The sequence below is a fragment of the Thioclava sp. IC9 genome (assembly GCF_002213225.1).
Taxonomy (GTDB): Bacteria; Pseudomonadota; Alphaproteobacteria; order Rhodobacterales; family Rhodobacteraceae; genus Thioclava; species Thioclava nitratireducens.
Map to the genome: position 1 here is coordinate 236,949 of NZ_NBNX01000001.1, position 22,175 is coordinate 259,123.

At 65.0% G+C, this 22,175-nt stretch carries 21 protein-coding genes; 5 read left to right on the forward strand and 16 right to left on the reverse strand.

Translation table 11 applies throughout. The features are described 5' to 3' along the window. Positions 1–121 precede the first annotated feature (121 nt). On the forward strand, positions 122–928 hold the full coding sequence (gene cysE, locus B6V76_RS01045) for a serine O-acetyltransferase (protein ID WP_075775017.1): 807 nt from the start codon (positions 122–124) through the stop codon (positions 926–928). Positions 929–1,111: 183 nt separating this feature from the next. Here the strand turns inward: cysE and B6V76_RS01050 are convergent, their stop codons facing one another. The 4 genes from B6V76_RS01050 to B6V76_RS01065 all read right to left on the reverse strand — a co-directional run bounded on the left by B6V76_RS01050 (position 1,112) and on the right by B6V76_RS01065 (position 5,411). Then, positions 1,112–2,485, reverse strand: a complete 1,374-nt coding sequence (locus B6V76_RS01050) for a pyruvate dehydrogenase complex dihydrolipoamide acetyltransferase (RefSeq protein WP_075775016.1) — start codon at positions 2,483–2,485, stop codon at positions 1,112–1,114. Positions 2,486–2,497: 12 nt separating this feature from the next. Beyond that, a complete protein-coding gene (locus B6V76_RS01055) occupies positions 2,498–3,892 on the reverse strand; it encodes a pyruvate dehydrogenase complex E1 component subunit beta (protein WP_075775015.1) in 1,395 nt (464 codons plus the stop codon). Between the two features lie 14 nt (positions 3,893–3,906). Continuing rightward, positions 3,907–4,932, reverse strand: coding sequence for a pyruvate dehydrogenase (acetyl-transferring) E1 component subunit alpha (gene pdhA, locus B6V76_RS01060; protein ID WP_075775014.1), 1,026 nt, complete (start codon positions 4,930–4,932; stop codon positions 3,907–3,909). 182 nt (positions 4,933–5,114) lie between these two features. Beyond that, positions 5,115–5,411 (reverse strand): septum formation initiator family protein, encoded by a 297-nt coding sequence (locus B6V76_RS01065; protein ID WP_075775013.1) that lies wholly within the window; start codon positions 5,409–5,411, stop codon positions 5,115–5,117. A gap of 360 nt (positions 5,412–5,771) precedes the next feature. On the opposite strand from B6V76_RS01065, the gene B6V76_RS19800 reads away from it, so the two are divergent. Beyond that, entirely contained in the window at positions 5,772–5,927 is a 156-nt protein-coding gene (locus B6V76_RS19800) for a hypothetical protein (protein ID WP_166504512.1), read from the forward strand. Between the two features lie 17 nt (positions 5,928–5,944). Here the strand turns inward: B6V76_RS19800 and B6V76_RS01075 are convergent, their stop codons facing one another. From B6V76_RS01075 to B6V76_RS01120, 10 genes are all read right to left on the reverse strand, one after another. Beyond that, on the reverse strand, positions 5,945–7,489 hold the full coding sequence (locus B6V76_RS01075) for a hypothetical protein (protein WP_166504513.1): 1,545 nt from the start codon (positions 7,487–7,489) through the stop codon (positions 5,945–5,947). Positions 7,490–7,551: 62 nt separating this feature from the next. Next, complete coding sequence (locus B6V76_RS01080) at positions 7,552–8,667, reverse strand: chemotaxis response regulator protein-glutamate methylesterase (protein ID WP_088723394.1); 1,116 nt, start codon at positions 8,665–8,667, stop codon at positions 7,552–7,554. Next, positions 8,667–9,521, reverse strand: coding sequence for a CheR family methyltransferase (locus B6V76_RS01085; protein WP_088723354.1), 855 nt, complete (start codon positions 9,519–9,521; stop codon positions 8,667–8,669). The genes B6V76_RS01080 and B6V76_RS01085 overlap by 1 nt, the downstream gene beginning before the upstream one ends. A gap of 2 nt (positions 9,522–9,523) precedes the next feature. Beyond that, positions 9,524–10,006 (reverse strand): chemotaxis protein CheW, encoded by a 483-nt coding sequence (locus B6V76_RS01090; RefSeq protein WP_088726448.1) that lies wholly within the window; start codon positions 10,004–10,006, stop codon positions 9,524–9,526. A 34-nt stretch (positions 10,007–10,040) separates the two neighbouring features. Continuing rightward, complete coding sequence (locus B6V76_RS01095) at positions 10,041–11,702, reverse strand: methyl-accepting chemotaxis protein (protein ID WP_346426005.1); 1,662 nt, start codon at positions 11,700–11,702, stop codon at positions 10,041–10,043. A gap of 11 nt (positions 11,703–11,713) precedes the next feature. Continuing rightward, positions 11,714–12,250 (reverse strand): chemotaxis protein CheW, encoded by a 537-nt coding sequence (locus B6V76_RS01100; protein WP_075775006.1) that lies wholly within the window; start codon positions 12,248–12,250, stop codon positions 11,714–11,716. Beyond that, complete coding sequence (locus B6V76_RS01105; protein WP_088726450.1) at positions 12,247–14,181, reverse strand: chemotaxis protein CheA; 1,935 nt, start codon at positions 14,179–14,181, stop codon at positions 12,247–12,249. The genes B6V76_RS01100 and B6V76_RS01105 overlap by 4 nt, the downstream gene beginning before the upstream one ends. Beyond that, positions 14,178–14,546, reverse strand: a complete 369-nt coding sequence (locus B6V76_RS01110) for a response regulator (RefSeq protein WP_088718483.1) — start codon at positions 14,544–14,546, stop codon at positions 14,178–14,180. Before B6V76_RS01110 ends, B6V76_RS01105 begins: the two co-directional genes overlap by 4 nt. 645 nt (positions 14,547–15,191) lie before the next feature. Then, the gene (locus tag B6V76_RS01115; RefSeq protein ID WP_088718484.1) at positions 15,192–16,085 is read right to left on the reverse strand and encodes a fructose bisphosphate aldolase; all 894 of its coding nucleotides are present in this window, start codon (positions 16,083–16,085) and stop codon (positions 15,192–15,194) included. A 235-nt stretch (positions 16,086–16,320) separates the two neighbouring features. Then, positions 16,321–17,517: a phosphoglycerate kinase gene (locus B6V76_RS01120; RefSeq protein ID WP_075775002.1), complete on the reverse strand. Its 1,197-nt coding sequence runs from the start codon at positions 17,515–17,517 to the stop codon at positions 16,321–16,323. Between the two features lie 180 nt (positions 17,518–17,697). On the opposite strand from B6V76_RS01120, the gene B6V76_RS01125 reads away from it, so the two are divergent. After that, positions 17,698–18,204, forward strand: a complete 507-nt coding sequence (locus B6V76_RS01125) for a peptidylprolyl isomerase (RefSeq protein WP_075775001.1) — start codon at positions 17,698–17,700, stop codon at positions 18,202–18,204. Further along, on the forward strand, positions 18,197–18,802 hold the full coding sequence (locus B6V76_RS01130; protein ID WP_088726451.1) for a peptidylprolyl isomerase: 606 nt from the start codon (positions 18,197–18,199) through the stop codon (positions 18,800–18,802). The genes B6V76_RS01125 and B6V76_RS01130 overlap by 8 nt, the downstream gene beginning before the upstream one ends. Positions 18,803–18,978: 176 nt before the next feature. Here B6V76_RS01130 and B6V76_RS01135 read toward each other — a convergent pair whose 3' ends face one another. After that, positions 18,979–19,914, reverse strand: coding sequence for a nucleoside hydrolase (locus B6V76_RS01135; protein WP_088723359.1), 936 nt, complete (start codon positions 19,912–19,914; stop codon positions 18,979–18,981). A 195-nt stretch (positions 19,915–20,109) separates the two neighbouring features. On the opposite strand from B6V76_RS01135, the gene B6V76_RS01140 reads away from it, so the two are divergent. After that, positions 20,110–20,883 (forward strand): hypothetical protein, encoded by a 774-nt coding sequence (locus B6V76_RS01140; RefSeq protein WP_088726452.1) that lies wholly within the window; start codon positions 20,110–20,112, stop codon positions 20,881–20,883. Between the two features lie 83 nt (positions 20,884–20,966). Here the strand turns inward: B6V76_RS01140 and B6V76_RS01145 are convergent, their stop codons facing one another. Then, positions 20,967–21,968, reverse strand: coding sequence for a Fe(3+) ABC transporter substrate-binding protein (locus B6V76_RS01145; protein ID WP_240497782.1), 1,002 nt, complete (start codon positions 21,966–21,968; stop codon positions 20,967–20,969). Positions 21,969–22,175 lie beyond the last annotated feature (207 nt).

Below are 22,175 nucleotides of genomic sequence, written 5' to 3' on the forward strand. Positions count from 1 at the left end.
CGGGGCTCGCCACGTGGCAATCCATGCGGCAGCCCGTAAACCGAAATGATCGAACGCCCCTTCCTCTATCCGCCGAAAAACCTATGTGTTAGGTTCTTGCGCGCGAAGAGGGAGTAATCCGATGAACAAGCAGATGGCAAAGGTTGCAACCGTCGATCCGGTCTGGACGCAGATTTGCGACGAGGCGCGGGCAGCGGTGCGTGACGAGCCACTTCTGGGCGCGCTGATCCATGCGGGGCTGTTGCATCACCCGACGCTGGAACGCGCGCTGGCCTACCGTTTCTCGATGAAGCTGGCCTCGGCGGAGATGAGCGAGCAGATCCTGCGCGAGATCGCCGAGGAAGCTTTCGCGGCCGATCCCGATCTGGGGCAGGCGGCCCGCGCCGATCTCGTCGCCGTGCATGAGCGCGACCCGGCCTGCCACCGCCTGATCCAGCCGTTGTTGTTCTTCAAGGGGTTCCAGGCGCTGCAAAGCTACCGGATTGCGCATTGGCTGTTCACGAACGGGCGTCGCGACATGGCCTATTTCGTGCAGATGCGCGCTTCGGAGCTTTTCGGCGTCGACATCCATCCCGGCGCGAAGATCGGCCGCGGCATCATGATGGACCACGCCCATTCGATCGTGATCGGCGAAACGGCCGTGGTGGGAGACAATGTCTCGATGCTGCATTCGGTGACGCTGGGCGGCACCGGCAAGGAAGACGAGGACCGTCACCCGAAGATCGGCAATGGCGTGCTGATCGGCGCCGGTGCGAAGGTGCTTGGCAATATCCATGTCGGCGACAACAGCCGGATCGCGGCGGGGTCGGTCGTCCTCTCGGACGTGCCTTGCTGCAAGACCGTGGCCGGCGTTCCCGCGAAGATCGTCGGCGAGGCGGGCTGCGAGCGTCCGGCAAGCGAGATGGACCAGCTGCTGCACGGCAGTTGAGCAAAGCTCAGATGGAATAGAGAGGCGGGGCTTCGGCCCCGCTTTTTTGTTGCCTCGCGAAAAGCCTCCAGGCCTCTCGAATGACTGCGCATCGTTTCCTTGGTGAAAATCTCCCCGGGGTGAGTTCGCGAATGCGAAGAGGGGGGCAGCGCCCCCCTCAAAGTCTCGAAACGTGCGGACCGATCAGGCCAGCATCAGCATCGGGTTCTCGAGGTTCTCGCAGATCGCCTTGAGAAGTTCCGCGCCGAGCGCGCCGTCGATCACGCGGTGATCGACCGAAAGCGTCATCGACATGACGGTCGCCACCTCGATCTCGCCCTCGTCATTCACCACCGGCTGCTTGATGCCTGCACCGACGGCGAGGATCGCACCATGCGGCGGGTTGATGACCGCGTCGAAATTCTCGATCCCGAACATGCCGAGATTGGAGATCGCGAAGCTGCCGCCCTGATATTCATGCGGCGCGAGCTTGCGGTCGCGGGCCCGGGTCGCGAGGTCTTTCATCTCCGCCGAAAGCGTCGAGAGCGATTTCGCCTCGGCATCTTTCAGCACCGGCGTGAACAGCCCGCCTTCGATCGCGACCGCGACGGCCACGTCCGAGGGCTTCAGCTTGAACACCTTGTCGCCGGCCCAGACCGCATTCGCATCCGGCACCGATTGCAGCGCCAGCGCGCAGGCCTTGATGATGAAGTCGTTGACCGACAGCTTCACGCCACGACCCTCGAGCTGCTTGTTGAGCTGCGAGCGGAATTTCATCAGCGCGTCGAGCTTGACCGAACGACGCAGGTAGAAATGCGGGATCGTCTGCTTGGCCTCGGTGAGGCGCGCGGCAATGGTCTTGCGCATCCCGTTGAGCTCGATCTCCTCGTACTCGCGACCCTCGTACATCTTGGCGATGGCAGAGGAGGATACCGTCGGCGCGGGCGCCGAAACGGGGCTCGCATCCGCGGATTTCGGCGCGTCCGACTTGGCCGGGGCTGCCTTGCCACCTTCGGCGGCTTCGACATCGGCCTTCACGATACGACCTTTCGGGCCCGAGCCCTTGAGCGAGGCCAGATCGACGCCCTTGTCGGCGGCGATGCGGCGCGCGAGCGGCGAGGCGAAGACGCGCTTGCCATCCGCATCCTGCGGCGCGGCAGGCGCTTTCTCGGTCTTCGGCGCGGCGCCCGCACCTTTCGAGCCACCGGCTTTCGCGCCGCTTTTCTCGGCGGGGGCGTTGTCGGCTTCCTTGGTCTCTTCCGCGTCCTCGGCCGCTTCGGCCTGAGCCGCGGCCGGGGCAGGGCTTTCGGCCTCGTCCACGGCGGAAGCGTCTTCGCCTTCTTCCAGCAGAACCGCGATCGGGTCGTTGACCTTCACGCCGGAGGTGCCTTCGGCGACGAGGATCTTGCCGATCGTGCCTTCATCCACAGCCTCGAATTCCATCGTGGCCTTGTCGGTCTCGATCTCCGCGATGATGTCGCCCGAGGAGACTTCGTCACCCTCTTTCACGAGCCATTTCGCGAGCGTGCCTTCCTCCATCGTGGGCGACAGGGCGGGCATCAAAATCTGGGTTGCCATTGCGCTATCCCCTTACCGGTAGGTGACTTTTTTGACCGCATCGACGACCTCGTCCGAGGTCACGAGCGCCAGTTTCTCGAGGTTTGCCGCGTAGGGCATCGGCACGTCCTTGCCGGTGCAGTTGATCACCGGGGCGTCGAGCCAGTCGAAGGCGCGCTCCATGATCACGGCCGACAGGTGGTTGCCGAAGCTCGCGACGGGGAAGCCTTCCTCGACGGTCACGCAGCGGTTGGTCTTGCGCACCGAGGCGAGCACAGTGTCGTAATCCACCGGGCGCAGGGTGCGCAGGTCGATCACTTCGGCGTCGATGCCCTCTTTCTCGAGCTTGTCCGCGGCTTCGAGCGCGTGGCTCATACCGATGCCCCAGCTGACGATGGTGACATCCGCGCCTTCGCGCCAGATCTTCGCCTTGCCGAAGGGGATCGTGAAGTCCTCCAGATCCGGTACCTCGAAGCTTCGCCCGTAGAGGATCTCGTTTTCGAGGAAGATCACCGGGTTCGGATCGCGGATCGCGGTTTTCAGCAGGCCCTTCGCATCGGCCGCCGAGTAGGGCTGCACGACTTTCAGGCCCGGAACATGGGCATACCATGCGCCGTAATCCTGGCTGTGCTGTGCCGCCACGCGGGCCGCAGCACCGTTCGGACCGCGGAACACCATCGGTGCGCCCATCTGGCCGCCCGACATGTAGAGCGTCTTCGCGGCCGAGTTGATGATCTGGTCCATCGCCTGCATGGCGAAGTTGAAGGTCATGAATTCGACGATCGGGCGCAGGCCACCGAAGGCCGCACCGACGCCGAGACCGGCGAAACCATGCTCGGTGATGGGCGTATCGATCACGCGGCGGTCGCCGAATTCGTCGAGCAGGCCCTGCGTGACCTTGTAGGCGCCCTGGTATTCGGCGACTTCCTCGCCCATCACGAAGACGGTGTCGTCGGCGCGCATTTCTTCGGCCATCGCATCACGCAGCGCCTCGCGGACGGTCTGCGTCTTCATCGGCGTGCCTTCGGGCCAATCCGGCGTGGTGTCGGGCTTGGGCATGTCGTCGCCGTCGTCCGAGGACTTCGCCTTGGCCGGAGTTTTCGCGGGTTCGTCGCTGTCGTCGCTCTCGGCGGCGTCCGACCCGGTGTCGGGCGCTTCGGCCTCTTCCGCGGCGGAAGCGTCTTCGCCTTCTTCCAGCAGTACCGCGATCGGGTCGTTGACCTTCACGCCGGAGGTGCCTTCGGCGACGAGGATCTTGCCCAGCGTGCCTTCGTCGACCGCTTCGAATTCCATCGTGGCCTTGTCGGTCTCGATCTCGGCGATGATGTCACCGGCCGAAATCTCGTCGCCCTCTTTCTTGAGCCATTTCGCCAGCGTGCCCTCTTCCATCGTGGGCGAGAGCGCGGGCATCAGAATCTTGGTTGCCATCTGTCTTTCCCCCCTCAGGCGTTCTGCGGCGCGACATCGGTGTAGATGTCGGTGTAAAGTTCATCCACGGAGGGCTCCGGGCTCTCCTTGGCGAAATCGGCGGCGCCGTTGACGATCGCCTTGATATCCTTGTCGACCTGCTTGAGCTCGTCCTCGGTCGCGTGCTTGCCGGTCAACAGAAGCTGACGGACCTGCTCGATCGCGTCACGCTCTTCGCGCATCTTCTGCACTTCTTCGCGGGTCCGGTATTTCGCCGGGTCCGACATCGAGTGGCCGCGATAGCGATAGGTCTTGATCTCGAGGATGTAGGGGCCCTTGCCCGCGCGGCAGTGCGCGACCGCCTTCTCGCCGGCCTGCTTCACCGCCAGCACGTCCATCCCGTCGACTTCCTCGCCGGAGATGCCGTAGGCAATGCCGCGCTCGTAGAAGTCGGGCGACTTGGTCGCGCGCTTCACGCTGGTGCCCATCGCGTACTGGTTGTTCTCGATCACGAAAACGACCGGAAGATCCCAGAGCTGCGCCATGTTGTAGGTCTCTGCGACCTGACCCTGGTTCGCCGCACCGTCGCCGAAATAGGTGAAGGTGACGTTGTCGTTGCCCTTGTACTTATCCGCGAAGGCGAGGCCCGCACCGATCGGCACCTGCGCCGCGACGATGCCGTGGCCGCCATAGAAATGCTTCTCTTTCGAGAACATGTGCATCGAGCCGCCCTTGCCCTTCGAGTAACCGCCGTCGCGGCCCGTGAGCTCGGCCATGACGCCTTTCGGGTCCATCCCGCAGGCGAGCATGTGCCCGTGGTCGCGATAGGAGGTGACGCGCTTGTCGCCTTCCTTCGCCGCAGCCTCGAGGCCGACGACCACCGCTTCCTGCCCGATATAGAGGTGGCAGAAGCCGCCGATCAGACCCATGCCGTAGAGCTGACCGGCCTTCTCTTCGAAGCGCCGGATCAGCAGCATGTCGTGGTAATATTGCTTGAGTTCCTCGGCCGAGACATTCGCGCCCGCTTTGGCGCCGCTCGCCGAGCCTTTCCGTGCTGCCATTGGTCAGACCTCCCTTGGCCGGAATAGTTTAGCGTTAAACCATTCCTTACAGCAATGCCGGGCCGAAGGCAATGACCCCGCGGCATCGCGGGGCGGGAATGGCGCTCACGTTTCAACTAGGGCCGGTGAGGCAGTTTTCGAGCGATGTTTGTGCCGCAAAAACGGGCAGGCCGAGTAGCCTCTCAGCGGATCACGATCTCGTCGGAGCGCATCGCGCCCAGCACTTCGCGCGCCTGGCTGTCGAGAAGATCCAGATCGAGGTAATCGTCGGAGAGGCGATGGGTCAGGTTGGCCATCCGGTCGACCTTGGCGCGCAGCGCATCGCGCTCGGCGCGCTTGGCGTCGATCTCCGCTTCGATCTGCACGCGGCTGAGAATGCCGTAGCGTCCCTGTACGGCGGCAAAGGCGAAATAGGCGCCGAGCACCACCGCCACGGTCACGAAAATCAGAGGCCCGATCGTGGGGCGTCTCATAACCATTGTCCTGCCTCTCTTCCGTATCGGCCGCGCTCCGTCCCCCGGAGCCGCGTCCTGACCTCTGCCGGGCCCTGTATCTCGAATCATGTCACATGTGATTCGTCATTGGAATCCCCCCTGCGATCAATTCTGCAAAGATTCCGCGCAGAGTTGCGCGTCGGCGAATTGTCTCGCATGCACCGCCCTTGGTTGCGCACAAACTTGTTCCCACCCGCGCATCTGGCTAAGCAGGCGCTAATGGAAACGCGCGCATGTGAGCATCTCCGGATTCATCGAGGCGATCGGATCGAAGAAGATTCGGCTCTTCGGCATCACCGCGCCCCCCCGCCGCCGACGCGCGACGGTCCGGCCCTCGTCGCTATCGTGAAGACTATCGGTGATTACATCCTCGAATGGCTGGAAACGCACACGGTGACCGGCGCGTGCCACGTCTGTCTCTACGACACTGGCTGCACCGACGACACGCTGGCGAAGATCGGCACACGATACGCTTCAGCGCCCGGGCGCTGGAACCGGTGACTGAATATGCGGATACCTCAGAAGAAGATGTCCTCGGCCTCCTGTGCCACGGATACGAAATCCGCCGAGGATGACGGGAAGACCCCGGCATGCACCTCGCGCTCTGCGGGCATGGTGTAACTCGCCTCGACCGCGTCCAAAAAGCTGGCGATTTCGTTCGAAATCTCGCCCTGGAAGGCATTGTTCGTGTTCGGAGGAAGCGCCGATCGTGCTTCGCTCAGCAAGCGCACCAACGCGGCCCGGCTATCCCGCAGGGGACCATCGCGGTCGGCGCGGACCATATCTGTCATGCCGTCCAACGCGGCGCCGAGTTCTGCCGCGAGGCTCTCCATGGCCCTGACCGCAGAGATATCCGCGCCGCTCTGCTCGTCCGGGGAAAGGAAGACCGCGGCGCTCGACTCCTGCAACAGGGCCAGGCGGACGATCCCGGCGATCCCGGCCGCGATCTCGAGTGTGCAGTCGCGCAGCTGCTCCGACACTTCGAGCGTCGCTCCGCCGTCCGGCCCCAGACGGCCGGAGACCAGGGTCGCGTTTATCCCGAGCAGCTGGATGCGTTCGTCGAGACGGGATATTTCCGCGGCGGACGCGGCACTGCGGGCGTAAAGGGCCGAGAGAGCGGCCATGTCCGGCGCGATCCGATCACGCTGCGCTGCAAGTTGCTCTGCCCCGGTCGCCAGCCGGCGGGCGCGTTCGGCCACGCCGGCCAGTGATCTTGCCAAGGGAGCCTCGGCGATGCCGGCGAGTTCGACGCGCGCGTTTTCGACCTGCACTCCCATCCGATCGAACTCCGGCAGGGCGGCCTCGATGCCCATCCCCAAGTCGTCGATCGCCGCGTGCAGCTGTCGCTGCGCGAGCGCCCGGGCGGCAGGTCTTACGCCCGCCGGACCGGCCTCGCCGCGCGCCGCTATCGCCTCGACATGTTCCAGCCTCTGCCGCGCCGCGTCACCGCATTGAAGATGGGTCACCGCGCTTTGGAGGGCGGATCCGAGACGCTGCCGCGCTTCTCCGACCTGTTCCACGGCCCGGAGCGGCAAGGAATTGCCACGCAGCGCACGGAGCAGAGCAGAGATTTCCCTTCGAACATCCCCGATGTCTTGCGCGGTCCGTTTCATGCCGCGGATCTCAGGGGCGAGGTGGGCCAGCTGCCGGTCGCCCTGCGCCAGTTCCTCCCCCAGCTCTGCCACCGCGCGATCGATCCTGTCGAGGATTGTCCGGGCCTCCGTGGCGAAGCGCGCCAACGACCCCTCGTTCATGGCGCGGCTGACGACGAGGGCATTGGTCGCGATCATTCGCGCAAGCCGAATTCTGCGGACCTGAGCGGGGATCAGAGCACGGATCTCTGCGGCATTGCCGAGCAGCATTTCGGCCGCCTCGTCGAGCATGCCGAACTGGGCTTCGACCTGTTCGAGGAGCGCCCCGACGTCGCGCGCCGCCTCGTCGAGCCGTTTCAATCCCTCCTGGCCGGACGCCTCGGAGACGCGTCCCAGCAGGGTCTGCATCGTACCGAGATCGTCGAGCCGTGCGAATAGCGCGGTCGATGCATTCAGGAAGACGGTTTCCAACTCGCCCGCCAGCTGCGCCGAAACTGTTCGGAGAGCGGCAAGCGACCGCGTGATATCATCGGTCATGCCGCACCGACCCGCATCTCGTACCGCGCGATCTCCGTCGCCAGCCCCTGCAGCGGAACCGCCCGTTCAGCGGCGCCGATGCGCATCGCCTCACCGGGCATCCCCCACACGACCGAGGTCGGCTTGTCCTGAGCGATGGTCTGGGCGCCGACCGCCCGCATCTCGGCCAGCCCGCGCGCGCCGTCATCGCCCATGCCCGTCATCAGGATCCCCAGCGCCGCCGGCCCGGCGGCGATCGCCGCCGAGCGGAACAGAACATCCACTGAAGGTCGATGCCGTGCGACATAGGGCCCATCGAGAATCCCCACGCGATAGCCCGCGCCTTGCCGCCGCAGAATGAGGTGGCGATCGCCCGGTGCGATCAGCACGCTGCCCGGGACGGGGCGGTCGCCATCGACCGCCTCGCTGACACTGACCGAACAGAGACCATCGAGCCGCCGGGCGAAGGCCGCTGTGAATTTCTCCGGCATGTGCTGGACGATCACGACCGGTGGCGTCGTCGGGGCAAGCCGCGGAAGCAGCGTCGCCAGCGCCTCCGTCCCCCCGGTCGAAGCGCCGATCACCACGAGCGGCCCGACGCCGGAGGGGATCGGCGCGCCGGGACGTGGCGGAGGCAGGATGACGTCGGCCGTAAGTTTCGGCCCAGGCGAGAGCTGGGTCGGCTCTGCCTTCAGTCGGGCGGACGCGCGATCGCCGAAGCCGCGAAGTCCGCCTGCCTTCGCGGCGGCGCGTACGGCATCGGAGAGCCGGATCTGTGCTTCCTGCCGGGCCTCGGGCGTGGTCAGGCGCGGCTTGCCCACGACCTCGCGGGCCCCAATTTCCAGCGCGCGCATCGCGGCATGCGAGCCGGCATCGGTATGGCTCGAACAGACGACGACGGGCAGCGGGTGCTGTGCCATTATCTTGGCCAGAAAAGTCAACCCATTCATACGCGGCAATTCCAGATCCAGCAGCATCACATCGGGCAGCGCATCGCGCATTTTCTCGGCCGCGTCGAAAGCATCGCGGGCGGTCGCGGTCACCCGAATGGCCGGATCCGCGCCCAGAAGTTCGCACAGCGCCTTTCGCGCGGAGGCGCTGTCATCGACGATCAGAACCTTGATCTGCGCCATCATGTTGCTCCTTCGTTGCGGAACACGCCGGGGGCCATCTGAACGAGCGAAGGCACCTGCACGATCATGGACTCGGAATGGCCGACGATCAGGTAGCCGCCGCGACGCAGGTGTCGGGCCAGCGCGGCGAGCACCCGGTGCTGCGTCGGCGGGTCGAAATAGATCAGGACGTTGCGCAGCATGACAACGTCCAGACCGGTTTCGATCGGATAGGGTATCTCCATCAGGTTCATCGGTGCGAACCGGACCCGCGCACGGAGTTCCGGCACAATTCGTGCCTGCCGAACCGGGCCTTTCCGGCCCTGCATGAGATAGGCGTCGCGCAATGCCGGGGGGACCGGCTCCAGATCCGATAGCGGAAAGACGGCGTTTTGCGCGATCTGCAGCACCCGGTGAGAGATGTCGGTGCCGAGTATGGCCCAATCCAGCCGGCGATCAGCCTGTGCCGCGCGGGCCAGCAGCATTGCCGCCGACCAGGCTTCGGCCCCGGTCGAGGCTGCCGCGCTCCAGAGCCGGAACCGGACCGTCCGTCCAGCGGGCGCAGGCGCGAGGCATTCGGGAATGATACGCTCCTCCAGAAAGCGGTAATGTGCCGGCTCCCGGAAGAAGTCGGTCTTGTTGGTGGTTATCAGATCGATGATCCGGGGCAATTCTTCGCGCATTGCTCCATCGTCGAACAGGTGACCGAGATATGCGTCCAGCGTGGGGAGGCCGAGCGCGACCATACGTTTGCGCAGGCGCGACTCGATCATCACGTTTTTAGACTCCCGCAACCGGATGCCGCTGACCTCGTGAACGAGGTCGCGGAACCGATCGAGCCTGGCGTGGCTGGTGCTGGTTGCCGCATCTACCATTGTCAGGCGGCGAGCGCGGCTGACGCGAGAACAGCGACGTCGTCCGCGAAGAGCCCTTCGACATCCAGCACTGTCACGAAGGCGCCGTCACGCCGACCGATGCCGGCCACCATAGATTCGTGCCATTTCAGCAAACCCGCCTCGGCCAGCGGCCGGGTGACAGCCTCGTCGAGCTCTGTCACCTCGATTACCTGGTCGACCCGGAGCCCGACACTGTGATCGGCGTCACCATCGCCGCGCAGCCCCAAGACAATGATCCGCGTATCTGGCGCGTCATCGCAGTCGGGGCGTCCCAGAAGACGGCGCAGATCGATCACCGGTACCGAAGCGCCGCGCCGGTCGATCAGCCCCAGCAGATGTGCTGGCGTTCGGGGCAGTGGAGTGATTGGCCGCACGTCCAGAATTTCGACCACGGGCGCAACGGGCAGAGCGAAAAGCGTGTCCGCCAGTCCGAAGGTGACGACGGTACGGTGGTTCTGTGTCATGTCTTCACATCCTTGCTGTGGGACTTGTGTCTGATCATGCAGCGTTGCGGCCGGCCCGGGTGAACTGAGCATCCAGCTCGTCCTCGCTGACGGTCATGTCGAAATCGAAGCCACCGGACTTGGGTGGCGATTTGGGCTGCGCGGTCGATGCCCGTCGTTGCGGTTTGCGGCCGGTGGACGTGGACGACGCCGCGTGCCCGGCGGGAGCGGCCATCCCGTCAGCCAGCCGGAACAGCGACATCGTCGCGCGCAGCGTCTCGGCCTGAGCCGACAGCTCTTCGGCGGTCGACGACAACTGCTCGGACGCCGAAGTATTTTCCTGCGTGACCTTGTCCAGCTGCTGGATCGCCAGATTCACCTGTGTGGCGCCGGTGGCCAGTTCCTGACTGGCGCCGCTGATCTGGCTGACCAGTTCGGCGGTGCGTTCAATGTCGGGGACCAGACCGTCGAGCATCCGGCCGGCATCCTCGGCAGCCTTGACCGTGTCCGAAGACAGTCCGCTGATCTCCCCGGCCGCGGTTTGGCTGCGCTCCGCCAGCTTACGCACCTCGGAAGCGACCACGGCGAAGCCTCGGCCATGTTCACCTGCGCGCGCGGCTTCGACCGCCGCGTTGAGAGCCAGGAGGTCGGTCTGGCGCGCAATTTCCTGCACCACCATGATGCGCTCGGCAATGGTCTGCATCGCAGTTACGGCGCGCGACACCGCCAAGCCCGAAGCCCGGGCGTCCTCGGCCGATTTCTTGGCCATGCCCTCGGTTTCGGACGCGTTCTCGGCCGTCTGCTTGATGCTGGCGGTCATCTGCTCCATCGAGCTCGACGCTTCCTCGGTCGAAGAGGCCTGCTCGGTCGCGCCCTGGCTGAGTTGTTCTGACGTGCTCGCCATCTCGCCGGCGCCCGAGGCGACGTTGCTGGCACCGCCGGTAACTTCGCCGACGATGTCGCGCAGCTTCTCGACCATGATGTTCTGCGCGCGCAGCAGATCGGTCACCTCGTCGTTGCCGCGCAACGTGGCCGTTTGCGTCAGATCGCCCTCCGAGACGCGGCGCGCCAGTTCGATCGAGCGATTCAGCCCGCGCGAGATCGTCATCACGATCCACGTGGCTGTCAGGGCGCCAAGCACCACGGCGGCGATCATCAACCCGATCACGGTCTGTCGCGCTTTGGCGTAGAGCGCATCGGTGTTCCGGATCGCCTCGGCCATGATGGCATGGTTGGAAGCCAGAATTGCGTCGAGGCTTGTCTGCATTTCGGTCCACTGGGCTTGTCCATCGCTCGACACGAGCCGGTAGCCCGACAAAGCCCCGTCGTTGTCGGCCATGACCATCGCGCGATTGTTGATGTCGCGCAGCTTGGCGTTGATGTCGGTATAGGTGGCGATTTCCGCCTTGCCCTCGGGTGTCGCCAGGGCAAGCAGGTCGGTGACCAAAGCGTCATGGGCCTTTCGCCCGGCCGCGAGTTCGCTGCGCAATTCGGTCCGCATGGAAGCGCGTTCGCTCAGCAGATATTCCCGCACGTTGCGCTGGATGCGCAACTGCTCGGCATTCAGTTGCTGGGACAATTCGATCCTGCGCGCGGAGTTGTTGACCAATTCGCCCAAACGATCGTTGAGGCGTCCGAGATCGCGGATCGCGAATGCGAGGCCAGTGCCAGCGAGGGCAATCAGAAGAATGAATGTGGCGGCCAGTTTGAGTTTCAAGGTAAATCGCATCAGGCATGCTCCGGTTGCGGTGTGGACCCCGCGGACGTTGCGCCGGGCCTTTCTGGTTGGGCGGTTCGCCCGATGAGAAAATCGCCGAAGATCGTCGACAGGTCGGGTATCGTGACGAAGCGGCCGGACCAGCGTCCGACGGCGGCGACGTAGCGGGGCGGCCAGCGGCTGCCGACCGGAGGTATGCGTTCGATGGATTCGGGCGGGATGCGCGTGACCTCATGCACGCTGTCGGCGAGGATGCCGACAATGCTGCGCTGGTCTTCGAGATCGAGATCGAGGACCAGAACACGGGCCGCGATCCCCCCGGTGGCGCGCGGCATTCTCAGCGGAACCCGCAGGTCGGCGAGCGGCACCACGGCGCCGCGAACGTTGATCAACCCGGCGACGAAATCGGGCGCACCGGGCACGCGGGTCATGGCGCCCGGTTCGAGTACCTCGCGTAGCTGCGCTGTCGGGACCGCCAGTGTTTCACCGGCGAGGTGAAAGGTGACGAGATCACCGTCAAGCGCGCGGGGGTCGCTGTTCAGGGTCATGCCGCCTCCTGACCGGTTTCGGCCTCGCTATGGCCGCGCGCGACCAGTTGCGGGACGTCGAGGATCAGCGCCACCGCGCCGTCGCCCAGGATCGTCGCGCCGGAGAATGCCTTGAGCCCGGCATGCAGCGGCGAGAGCTGCTTGATGACGGTCTGATTGGTGCCGATGATGCGGTCCACCACCAGTCCGACGCGGCCATCGCTGCTGGTCACGACGATCACCTTCTGATGCGGGCCGGGGGCGCCCGGACTGTCCAGCAGATGGCGCAGGCGCAGGAAGGGCACCAGGCTGTCGCGAATGTCGAGAAATGCGTTGCCGCTGTCGGGCATCGCCATCTCGGCGGGAAGCTCGACGATCTCATCGACTGCGGCCAGCGGGATCACGAAACGTTCGTCCGCCACCTCGATCAGCAGACCGTCGACGATGGCGAGGGTCAGCGGCAGGCGCAGGGTAACCGTCGTGCCGTGGCCGGGTTCGCTCGTGACCTCGAGCGTCCCGCGCAGCGCCTCGATCGTGCGGCGCACCACGTCCATGCCGACTCCGCGCCCCGACAGTTCGGTTACCGTGGCGGCGGTCGAGAAGCCCGGGACGAAGATGAGTTGGAAGAGCGCGTCGTCGCTCAGCTCGGCGGTTTCGGCGATCAGCCCGCGCACCACGGCCCGGTCGCGGATCGCGGCACGGTCGAGACCGCGTCCGTCGTCGCCAAGCGAGATCAGCACCTCGGCCCCGGAGTAGCGGGCCTTCAACCGGATTTCTCCGGTCTCGGGCTTACCCATCGCGCGCCGGGTCGCCGCATCCTCCAGGCCGTGGTCGGCGGCGTTGCGGATGATATGCATGAGCGGGTCCGTCAACCGCTCGACAACGGTCTTGTCCAGCTCGGTCTCCTCGCCCTCGACCGTGAAAGTGAGCGACTTTCCCAGACTGCCGGTCAGATCATGGACCAGCCGGCGGAAGCGTCCCGTGATCGCGCCGATCGGGGTCATGCGGATCGACATCGTCGTGTCGCGCATCGCCGTGGTCAGGCGCTGAATGTCTTCGGCCACCGCGATCAGCCCGGGGTCGCCGGACTGTGAGGCCAGTTCGATCAGCCGGGCCTCTGCGATCACCAGTTCCCCGACACGGTCCATCATGTCGTTGAGGCGCTCGGCCGGCACCCGCATGAGCGCACCGGAGCCGCGGCTTGCCCCCTCCGCGGGCCGGGCCGGCGCCGGATCGGTTGCGGGTTCCTGTTCCGGAGCCGCAGATTCCTGGCTCGCGCGTTGCGGGGGCAGGGGGTCCGCCGGCTCCGACGACTCGAGTTCGAGGCGGAGGCCGTTCTCGTGGAACAGGAAGACGCCGCGGATATCGTCCTCGGTCGCGGTTGAGTCGATCCACGCCTCCCATCCGAGGTAGAGCTGCAGCGGGTCCAGCGCATCGAGGGGCGGAATCTCGTCCGTCAAGGCAAGGATCTGCGCCGCGCCAAGGTGTTGCAATTCCTCCAGTACCAGTTCTGGTCGGCCGCCCAGCGTTGGCGTGTCCGGTGGCAGGAAAAAACGCAGGTGCCTGCCGGGCGCGGCCGGCGGAGCGTCGGAGGTGAGATGGTCGGCGAGCCGCTTGAGGATGGCGTTGCCGTCATCGCGCGCAGCCCCGGATAGCAGGCCAGCGACGTGATCACGCGCCGCGAGGCTGATCGTGATCAGGTCTTCGTCCACCGGCACCGTCCCCTCACGTACGGCAACGAATGCCGTCTCGAAGTCATGCAGGAAACCGGCGATGTCGGTGCGCCCGAACATCGCGCCGGATCCCTTGAGGGTATGCAGATCGCGGAAAACCCCGTCGATCAGCCCACGGTCCCCCGGGGCGTCCTGCAAGGCCAGCAACTGCTGCTCCAGGCTTTCCACGAGGCTCTCGGCCTCCGCGCGGAAGGTGTCGAGAGAGTCTTCGTCCATCATGTCCCCACCACCTTGCCGATTACCGAAAGGAGTTTCTGCTGGTCGAACGGCTTCACCATCCAGCCGATGGCTCCCGCCGCGCGGGCCTTGTCCTTGATCGCGGCTGCGGTTTCGGTCGACAGGAAGACGATCGGCACGCCGAGGTTGGCGGGGCGTGCCCGGAATGCCTGGCAGAACCCCAGCCCGTCGAGCCGTGGCATGTTCTGGTCCGTGATGACCGCATCGAAGCTACGGGTCCGGCTGATGTCCAGCGCGTCCTGCCCGTCCACCGCAGTGGCCACGTCGTAGCCAGCGCTCTTCAAGGTCGTGGCGATCATTTGTCGGACCGACAGGGAGTCGTCGACCACCAGAATACTGCGTGTCATCTATTGAAACCTCAGTCGGAATTCGAAGGCGTCTCGGAAAGCGCGCGCGGAAAGAGATGACCGGAGCCTCGCGCCCGAGATCGCGGCGCAATCGGGGAAGTTGCGGAGGCGCCAGCCCCGTAACGTCGAGCCGGAGGCATCGGGAGTCGGTTGCATGAACGAGACCTCGTGTTTCTTGGGCCGGGAACAAAGCGGTCACACGAGGCATAGCAACGCCGCCTTAAGGCTTCCCTAAAGACGCCGCTGAATTTGCCGCCGTCTCGATCGGAGAAACGAAACCGCGCGGAATCGCGGTGCAAGGGGAGTGGATATGCATGGCGGCGGCGACCACGCCAGCGCTCTGCGCTGTTTCACCGGTGCGAACCCCAAGGCGAACGCGCCGCAAGAGACACGACAGACCCGCTTTGCGCGGGCTCCGCGTGGAGGCTCGCCGAGCATGAAAAGGGGCTGCCGCGCCTTAGGTCTGGCAACAAGAAAAAGAGGGCGCGGTAGGTTCCGCGCCCTCTCAGCGTTCATCGTCTGCCCACCGATCCCATCGGCGCGGCAGCGGCTATGCGCATGCCGTTGCCTCCATTCCGACACGGCGTCGGAGGTGTCCAACCGGCAGCTATGAATCGGGCAGAGCCCCTTGATCGGTAACCGATCTTACCCGGCCACAGACGCCGCATGGATCGAGGTGATCGCATCTTCCAGCATCGCGTTGAATTCCTCGTCCGACTGCTGGGCCGAGAGGCCCTCGGTCAGCGCGCGCGAGAAGGACGCGATCATGCCGGTGTTCTTGGCCAGCTTCTCGTTCGCCTCGTCGCGCGAATAGCCGCCCGAGAGCGCCACGACCTTCAGCACCTTCGGGTGGTCGACCAGCGGCTTGTAGCGGTTCGGCTCGGTCGGCAGCGAGAGCTTCAGCATCACCTGCTTGCCCTCGGGCACTGCGTCGAGATGGCTCAGGATCTCGGCCAGCAGCATCTGCTCGGCCTCGTCCTTGTCGGAGATCGAGATCGTCACTTCCGGCTCGAGGATCGGCACGAGGCCGTGGCTGAGCACCTGCATGCCCAGCTCGAACTGCTGATCGACGATCGCCTTGATGCCACCGACATTGGCCGCCGAGATCACCGAGCGCTCCTTGGTGCCGAAGATGCCCGCCTTCACGGCACGCTCCAGCAGAGCGTCGAGGTTCGGGATCGGCTTCATCAGCTGCACGCCGTGCTCCTCGGCCTCGAGGCCCTTGTCGATCTTCAGGAAGGGCACCACGCCGCGCTTTTCCCAAAGATAGGTGGCGGTGGGGGTGCCGTCGATGTCACGATCCATCGTCTGCTCGAACAGGATCGCGCCCACCACTTTCTCGCCGGTGAAGGCGGGGGATTTGATGATCCGCGAGCGCATCTGGTGGATCAGGTCGAACATCTCGTCTTCGCTGTTATAGGCATCTTCCTCGATGCCGTAGAGCCGCAGCGCCTTGGGGGTGGAGCCGCCCGACTGGTCGAGGGCCGCGATGAAGCCGTTGCCCTCGCGCATCTGCTCGGTCTGCTTGGCGTTGGACATGGGAATTCCTCCTGCGGGATATAGGGTCGTCTGAAGGGATAGTTTCCGCGCCGGGGCGATGCAACGCTGGTGACGCTAACATATCGAAACGGCGCGCATTTTGGCGTGTCCTCGCCGGCCCCGCCCTCGCGCGCCTTGAAACGCTGCGCGAAAAGACAAGGCCGGGGCGCTTTCGCAGCCCCGGCCCGATCCGTTTGCTCTTTCCTGTCTCCCGCCCGTTTTCAGGGCGCGCGGCTCAGCTTTGCTGGTCGAGCGCCGCCACGCCGGGCAGGACCTTGCCTTCCATCCATTCGAGAAAGGCACCGCCAGCGGTAGAGATATAGGAGAAATCCTTCGCCGCACCGGCCTTGTTGAGCGCGGCCACCGTGTCGCCGCCGCCCGCGACCGAGATCAGCTTCTCCTCGCGCGTCAGCTCGGCCGCTTTCGCCGCCGCCGCATTGGTCGCCGCATCGAAGGGTGCGATCTCGAAGGCGCCGAGCGGGCCGTTCCAGATCAGCGTGCGCGAGTTCTCGAAGACCTTACTGATTTCCTCGACCGATTTCGGTCCGGCATCGAGGATCATCGCATCCGCGGGGCAGGCGTCATTGGCCACGGTCTCGTTCTCGGCCCCCGCCTTGAACTCGCGCGCCACGACCACGTCGACGGGCAGGTGGATCTTGCAGCCCGCAGCCTTGGCCTTCTCCATGATCTCCTTCGCCGTGTCGGCCATGTCGCGCTCGGCCAGCGATTTGCCGACGTCGATGCCTTGCGCCACGAGGAAGGTGTTCGCCATGCCGCCGCCGATGATCAGGTGATCGACCTTCGCCACCAGATTGCCGAGCAGGTCGAGCTTGGTCGAGACCTTCGCCCCGCCCACGACTGCCGTCACCGGACGCTCGGGATCGCCAAGCGCCGCCTCGAGGGCTTTCAGCTCGGCCTCCATCAGGCGACCGGCCGCGGCGGGCAGGATCTTCGCGATGCCTTCGGTCGATGCGTGCGCCCGGTGCGCGGCCGAGAAGGCGTCGTTGACATAGACCTCGCCAAGCGCGCCCATCTCGGCGGCCAGCATGGGGTCGTTCTTCTCTTCGCCGGCGTGGAAACGGGTGTTCTCCAGCAGCAGAACCTCGCCCTTCTGCAGCGCGCCCACGGCTTCCTTCGCAGGGCCGCCGATGCAGTCCTTGGCGAATTTCACCGGGAAGCCGAACGCCTTCTCCAGCGCGGGCACCAGCGGCTCGAGGCTCATCTCCGGCACGACCTGCCCCTTGGGGCGCCCGAAATGCGCCAGCAGCACCGGCTTGCCGCCCTTCGACATGATGTCCTGCACGGTCGGCACGATCTTCTCGATCCGCGTCGCGTCGGTCACTTTTCCGTTCTCCACGGGCACGTTGATATCCACGCGCACCAGCACGACCTTGCCGTCCAGATCGACCTCGTCGAGGGTTTTCCAAGCCATGATATCACTCTCCCAATCTGCGCAGGGGGCCATCGCGAATGTGGCCCGCTCCCGCGGCTTGCGTTCTTCTTGCCTGCGGCGATGGGTCGCGTCAACACGGCGGACCGAACTGCGGCGCTTTGTCCTTGCCGCGCAAGGGCCTCGCTCCTATGGTCGGCCCAAATTTCAACGGAGGACCCAATGGCCGATATCAAGGATCCCGAGAACACGATCATCATCGAGCTCAAGGACGGGCCGGTCGTGATCGAGCTGCTCAGCGACGTCGCCCCGAAACATGCCGAGCGCATGAAGCAACTCGCCCGTGACGGCGCCTATGACAACGTGGCCTTCCACCGCGTGATCGAGGGCTTCATGGCCCAGACCGGCGATGTCGCGAACGCCAATATGGAAAAGGACTACAATCCGGGCCGTGCGGGCACGGGCGGGTCGCAATATCCCGACCTTCCGGCGGAATTCTCGAAGCTGCCGCATGATCGCGGGACGCTGGGCGCTGCGCGCTCGCAGAACCCGAACTCGGCCAATTCGCAGTTCTTCATCAACTTCAAGGACAACCACTTCCTGAACGGTCAATACACGGTCTATGGCCGCGTGATTTCGGGGATGGAGCATGTCGACAAGATCGCGCGCGGCGAGCCGCCGGCGAACCCCGACCGGATGATCTCGGTGAAGGTGGCCGCCGATGCGTAATATCCTGCGCCGCACCGTCCTCGCCGTCGCCGCGAGCCTCGTCGTCTCGGCGCCCGCCGCCTTCGCGCAAGACAGCTCTGGCGTGCCGGATACCGGCGGGCCGAAGCTCGTGCTGCAGATCGGCGGTCAGGCCGAAGGCAAGGTCGTGATCGACCTGCTCACCGACAAGGCCCCGAAAGCCGCCGAACGCCTGATGAAGCTCGCCAAGGAAGGCAAATACGACGATGTCGTCTTCCACCGCGTGATCGACGGCTTCATGGCCCAGACGGGCGATGTGCAATTCGGCAAGAAGGGCGGAGATACCTCCATGGCCGGGATGGGCGGCTCCGATCTGCCCGACCTTCCGGCGGAATTCTCGAACATCTCCTTTCAGCGCGGCATCGTGGGCATGGCCCGCTCCGCCGATCCGAACTCGGCGAATTCGCAGTTCTTCATCATGTTCGCCCCCGCGCCCCATCTCGACGGTCAATATACCGTCGTGGGTCATGTCGTGAGCGGCATGGACGTGGTCGACAAGATCAAGAAGGGCGACGCGGCGCGCAACGGCGTGGTCGAGGATCCCGATTACATCGTCAAGGCGACGGTGGAAGACAAGTAAGACGGGCAAGGGGGCTTCGGCCCCCTTTCTCATGCGCAGGCAGTCACTTTCGGCTTGGCCCAAATATCCCGGGGGTGAGGCGGGATCAGCGGCCTTCCAGTGGAAGGACGCCCCGGCGAACGCCCGAAGCGCAAGCGAAGGGCCGTCAGCGCGGGGGCAGCACCCCCCCCCAGCTGTCACAGCCGCGCGATGCGCTCGGTCAGGAGCGTGTAGAACCCTTCCGCGTCCAGATCGCCCATGAACATCGCATTCGGCGCCCGGTCGGTCACGCGCCACCAGTCGGCGACCGTCATGCCCATGGTCAGCTCCGACGTGGTTTCGATCTCGACATTGATATGCCGCCCTGTGAACAGGTCGGGCTTGAGCAGATAGGCGATCACGCATGGGTCGTGCAGCGGCGCGCCCTCGGAGCCGTATTTCGCCATGTCGAAGCGCTCGAAGAAATCGGTCCAGCTGGCGACCGCATGACCGACGCGGGTGCCGAGATTGCGGAACGCTTCGACTCGGGCGCGGGTGGTGAGCGCCTTATGCGTCACGTCGAGCGGCATCACCACCAGAGGCACGCCGGATGTGAAAACGATCTCGGCGGCCTGCGGGTCGACATGAATGTTGAATTCGGCGGCGGGGGTGGTGTTGCCCACCTCGAAATAGGCGCCGCCCATCAGCACGATCTCGGCGATCTTCTCGGCGATATCGGGGGCGCGGCGCAAGGCGGTCGCGATATTGGTGAGCGGGCCCAGCGGGCAGAGCGTGACGCTGCCGGCGGGATGGTCGCGCAGCGTCTCGATCAGGAAATCGACCGCATGCTGGTCCTGCAGCGGCATCTGAGGCGCGGGTAACTCGATCCCGTCGAGCCCGGTCTTGCCGTGGACATATTCCGCCGTGACCAGTTCGCGCGCGAGCGGCCGGTCGCAGCCCGCATAGACCGGCACATCCGTGCGTCCGGCAAGTTCGCACACCACGCGCGCGTTCTTCGAGGTCAGCGGCAGCGGCACGTTTCCGGCGACGCAGGTGATGCCCAGGACTTCCAGCTCGGGGCTGGCCAGAGCCAGCAGGATCGCCACCGCGTCATCCTGTCCGGGATCGGTGTCGATGATGATCTTGCGCGCCATGTTCGCCTCCTTCGTGGGTTCCGCGCGACCTTGGCGCGGAGGCGCGGCGATGTCCAGATATGGGGGCGGATGACGGTGAGGCGCACCAAATCAACAATACCTATGCGTGTGTTCGCCCCGAAGCTTTCCAGCCACCGGCCACATTTGGCCACATTCGGTCTTTAGACAAATTGCTGCAGGGAAGGACACCCAGACATGAACCAGCATCACGTTTTCATTGCAGCGCCCGCTTCGGGGGGGATGAGTGGCCGGATGGCCCGCACGCTTGGCTGCGGACAGGACGCTCTGGCCCGCGCAGGCTATGGGCAGGCCGTGATCGGTGCAGCAGCCAGTGGCCGTGTCCATCTTGATTCGCAATTGATCGGCGATGCGGCGGCGGGGCTCTATCACCTCTTCGCCCGAGCCCAGGAACGGGCCGAGCGGTTTCGCGCAGCGCTGGCCGGGACGGTCGGTCGCGTGGTGCTCTACGCGCCGAGCTATGAAGACTATTACCCGGCGCTCTGGCGTGACCTCGCCGCCCGCCGCCCGCTCAAGCCCTTCGCCGAGCTGACGCCGCGCCTGATGGCGCGCCCGCGTCGCTGGGTCGACGTGGTGCGTGATCTGAAGGCGGGGCTCGATCCCCGCGAGATCATCGTCTTGCCGCATGGCTCGCAGATCGGCGAGACGCTGGCGGCGCTGGTGCCGGGCGCGTCGCTCGAGCCCGCGCCCGATGCCGAACCCAACCATTCCGATACGGTGATTGCGATGATGCAGCGTCTGCATCATTCGGGCGTCGTGATCGGACCGAAGCAGAAACGCCGTCTGGCGCGGTTCCACGAGCATCAGCCGCAGGGCACGCCGATTGCGGAGTTCGACGCGCTCGACCGGGTCTCGCTGCAGCGCCGCTACGAGCAGGATCTGGAGCAGATGGCTGCCATCGACGGCGTGCGCATCGGCCCCGACGAAGCGTTGCAGATCGCCGCCCAGTAAACGGTTCGGTTCGCTCCTTTGCGAGAATGAAAAAAGCGGCGCCTTCTGGACGCCGCTTTCTCTTTTCGGAGGCACGCCTGCGATCAGCCGTCGAGATCGACCTCGTCGATCAGCTTCAGCGCGGTCGGGCGCAGTTCTGCCAGCTTCGCGAGGTCCAGCGTGTCGGGCGTGAACTCGCCCCAGCTTTGCACCAGCTCGGACCGCGCAACGCCCGGCTTGATCGGGAATTCGTGGTTGGTCTGAGCGTAGATTTCCTGCGCTTCATCGGAGACGAGGAATTCCATCAGCTTGAGCGCGTCGTCGCGGTTTGGCGCGGATTTGGTCATCGCCATGCCCGAGACGTTCATATGCGTGCCGCCTTCCTCGAAGACCGGGAAGGTGATGCGCACGGAATTGGCCCATTGCGCCTGCTCGGGATCGGCGAGCATCTGGCCCATGTAATAGGTATTGCCCAGCGAAATGTCGCATTCGCCCGCCCAGATCGATTTCACCTGGCTGCGGTCATTGCCTTCGGGCGTCTTGGCGAGGTTCGCTTTCAGCCCTTCGAGCCATTCCTTGGTCGCCTCTTCGCCGTGATGGGCGAGATAGGCGGAGGTCAGCGCGACGTTGTAATCCGAGGTGAAGGAGCGGGTGCAGATGCGGCCCTTCCATTTCTCGGAGGCGAGGTCTTCATAGGTCGTCACCTCGCCATCGGCCACGCGCTCTTTCGAGGCATAGACGATGCGCGCCCGCGAGGTCAGGCCGAACCAGTGGTTCTCCGGATCGCGGAATTCGGCGGGGATCGCGTCTTGCAGCGCCGGGTTCTCGACCGCCTGCGTCACATCCGCATTCACCACTTCGCTCAGCCGCGCGATATCGACGGTCAGAACCAGGTCGGCGGGGGAGCGGTCGCCCTCGGCTTTGAGACGCTCGACCATGCCTTTCTCGACATAGGCGATGTTCACCGCGATCCCGGTCTCTTCGGTGAAGGCGTCGAGCACGGGCTGGATCAGTTCGGGCTGGCGGTGGGAGTAGATGTTCACATCCGCAAGCGTCGGCGTGGCGAGGGCCGTGCCCATCAGGGCGAGGGCGAGGGTCCGGGTCATTGAAGTCTCCATTCGCGTTTTCGTGAGCGAAGAGGTAACGGCGGTTCACGAAGGCGTCAATGCCTGAGTGAAATAATCGGAAATAATTTGCCGGCGCGCTTCCTGCCTCATTATTGGGCGTTCGATTTCGCAATAAGCAGGGGCAGGGCGTATTTTTCGAAATTGTTCCTTTCACCGATGCCCTCGCTCCGTCATCGTGAAGAAACG

Bases quoted from the DNA above. Each gene is read 5' to 3' on its own strand.
- B6V76_RS01105 (WP_088726450.1), bottom strand. From the start codon at position 14,181: ATGATGGACGAAGACTCTCTCGACACCTTCCGCGCGGAGGCCGAGAGC.
- pdhA (WP_075775014.1), bottom strand. From the start codon at position 4,932: ATGGCAGCACGGAAAGGCTCGGCGAGCGGCGCCAAAGCGGGCGCGAAT.
- B6V76_RS01065 (WP_075775013.1), bottom strand. From the start codon at position 5,411: ATGGTTATGAGACGCCCCACGATCGGGCCTCTGATTTTCGTGACCGTG.
- B6V76_RS01140 (WP_088726452.1), top strand. From the start codon at position 20,110: ATGAACCAGCATCACGTTTTCATTGCAGCGCCCGCTTCGGGGGGGATG.
- B6V76_RS01050 (WP_075775016.1), bottom strand. From the start codon at position 2,485: ATGGCAACCCAGATTTTGATGCCCGCCCTGTCGCCCACGATGGAGGAA.
- B6V76_RS01110 (WP_088718483.1), bottom strand. From the start codon at position 14,546: ATGACACGCAGTATTCTGGTGGTCGACGACTCCCTGTCGGTCCGACAA.
- B6V76_RS01120 (WP_075775002.1), bottom strand. From the start codon at position 17,517: ATGGCTTGGAAAACCCTCGACGAGGTCGATCTGGACGGCAAGGTCGTG.
- B6V76_RS01055 (WP_075775015.1), bottom strand. From the start codon at position 3,892: ATGGCAACCAAGATTCTGATGCCCGCGCTCTCGCCCACGATGGAAGAG.
- B6V76_RS01080 (WP_088723394.1), bottom strand. From the start codon at position 8,667: ATGGCGCAGATCAAGGTTCTGATCGTCGATGACAGCGCCTCCGCGCGA.
- B6V76_RS01115 (WP_088718484.1), bottom strand. From the start codon at position 16,085: ATGTCCAACGCCAAGCAGACCGAGCAGATGCGCGAGGGCAACGGCTTC.
- B6V76_RS01135 (WP_088723359.1), bottom strand. From the start codon at position 19,914: ATGGCGCGCAAGATCATCATCGACACCGATCCCGGACAGGATGACGCG.
- B6V76_RS01125 (WP_075775001.1), top strand. From the start codon at position 17,698: ATGGCCGATATCAAGGATCCCGAGAACACGATCATCATCGAGCTCAAG.
- B6V76_RS01130 (WP_088726451.1), top strand. From the start codon at position 18,197: ATGCGTAATATCCTGCGCCGCACCGTCCTCGCCGTCGCCGCGAGCCTC.
- B6V76_RS01090 (WP_088726448.1), bottom strand. From the start codon at position 10,006: ATGACACAGAACCACCGTACCGTCGTCACCTTCGGACTGGCGGACACG.
- B6V76_RS01085 (WP_088723354.1), bottom strand. From the start codon at position 9,521: ATGGTAGATGCGGCAACCAGCACCAGCCACGCCAGGCTCGATCGGTTC.
- cysE (WP_075775017.1), top strand. From the start codon at position 122: ATGAACAAGCAGATGGCAAAGGTTGCAACCGTCGATCCGGTCTGGACG.
- B6V76_RS01145 (WP_240497782.1), bottom strand. From the start codon at position 21,968: ATGACCCGGACCCTCGCCCTCGCCCTGATGGGCACGGCCCTCGCCACG.
- B6V76_RS01100 (WP_075775006.1), bottom strand. From the start codon at position 12,250: ATGACCCTGAACAGCGACCCCCGCGCGCTTGACGGTGATCTCGTCACC.